General features: G+C 46.0%; 1 pseudogene. It reads right to left on the bottom strand.

From position 1 onward, the window contains the following. A pseudogene (locus SMIDD28_RS12475) lies at positions 1–1,225 on the bottom strand (hypothetical protein); the annotation flags it as partial.

Below are 1,225 nucleotides of genomic sequence, written 5' to 3'. Positions count from 1 at the left end.
TCAGCGTCTAAGGTAGCTTCAGAGTCAGCTTCAACAAGCAACTCAGCGAGCGAGTCAGCATCTAAGGTAGCTTCAGAGTCAGCATCAACAAGCAACTCAGCGAGCGAGTCAGCATCTAAGGTTGCCTCAGAATCAGCCTCAACAAGCAACTCAGTGAGCGAATCAGCATCTAAGGTAACTTCAGAATCAGCATCAACAAGCAACTCAGTGAGCGAGTCTGCATCTAAGGTAGCTTCAGAAGTAGCTTCACAATCAGCATCAACAAGCAACTCAGTAAGCGAATCTGCATCTAAGGTAACTTCAGAATCAGCTTCAACAAGCAACTCAGTGAGCGAATCTGCATCTAAACGTACATCAGAAGTAGAATCACAATCAGCTTCAACAAGCAACTCAGTGAGTGAATCTGCATCTAAGGTAGCTTCAGAATCAGCTTCAACAAGCAACTCAGTGAGCGAGTCAGCCTCTAAGGTAGCTTCAGAATCAGCTTCAACAAGCAACTCAGTGAGCGAGTCTGCATCTAAGGTAGTTTCAGAGTCAGCATCAACAAGCAACTCAGCGAGCGAATCAGCATCTAAGGTAGCTTCAGAATCAGCCTCAACAAGCAACTCAGTGAGCGAGTCAGCGTCTAAGGTAGTTTCAGAATCAGCTTCAACAAGCAACTCAGCGAGCGAATCAGCATCTAAGGTTGCCTCAGAGTCAGCATCAACAAGCAACTCAGTAAGCGAATCTGCATCTAAACGTACATCAGAAGTAGCTTCAGAATCAGCATCAACAAGCAACTCAGCGAGCGAGTCAGCATCTAAGGTTGCCTCAGAATCAGCTTCAACAAGTAACTCAGTGAGCGAATCTGCATCTAAACGTACATCAGAAGTAGAATCACAATCAGCTTCAACAAGCAACTCAGTGAGCGAATCTGCATCTAAACGTACATCAGAAGTAGCTTCAGAATCAGCATCAACAAGCAACTCAGTGAGCGAGTCAGCATCTAAGGTAGCTTCAGAGTCAGCCTCAACAAGCAACTCAGTGAGCGAGTCAGCATCTAAGGTAGCTTCAGAATCAGCATCAACAAGCAACTCAGTGAGCGAGTCAGCATCTAAGGTAGCTTCAGAGTCAGCCTCAACAAGCAACTCAGTGAGCGAGTCAGCATCTAAGGTAGCTTCAGAATCAGCATCAACAAGCAACTCAGCGAGCGAGTCAGCATCTAAGGTTGCCTCAGAATCAGCAT

The sequence above is a fragment of the Streptococcus mitis genome, assembly GCF_001579045.1.
Classification (GTDB): Bacteria; Bacillota; Bacilli; order Lactobacillales; family Streptococcaceae; genus Streptococcus; species Streptococcus mitis_D.
Note: the sequence above shows the minus strand (reverse complement) of the source record. Positions and strands in the feature narration are given on the sequence as shown.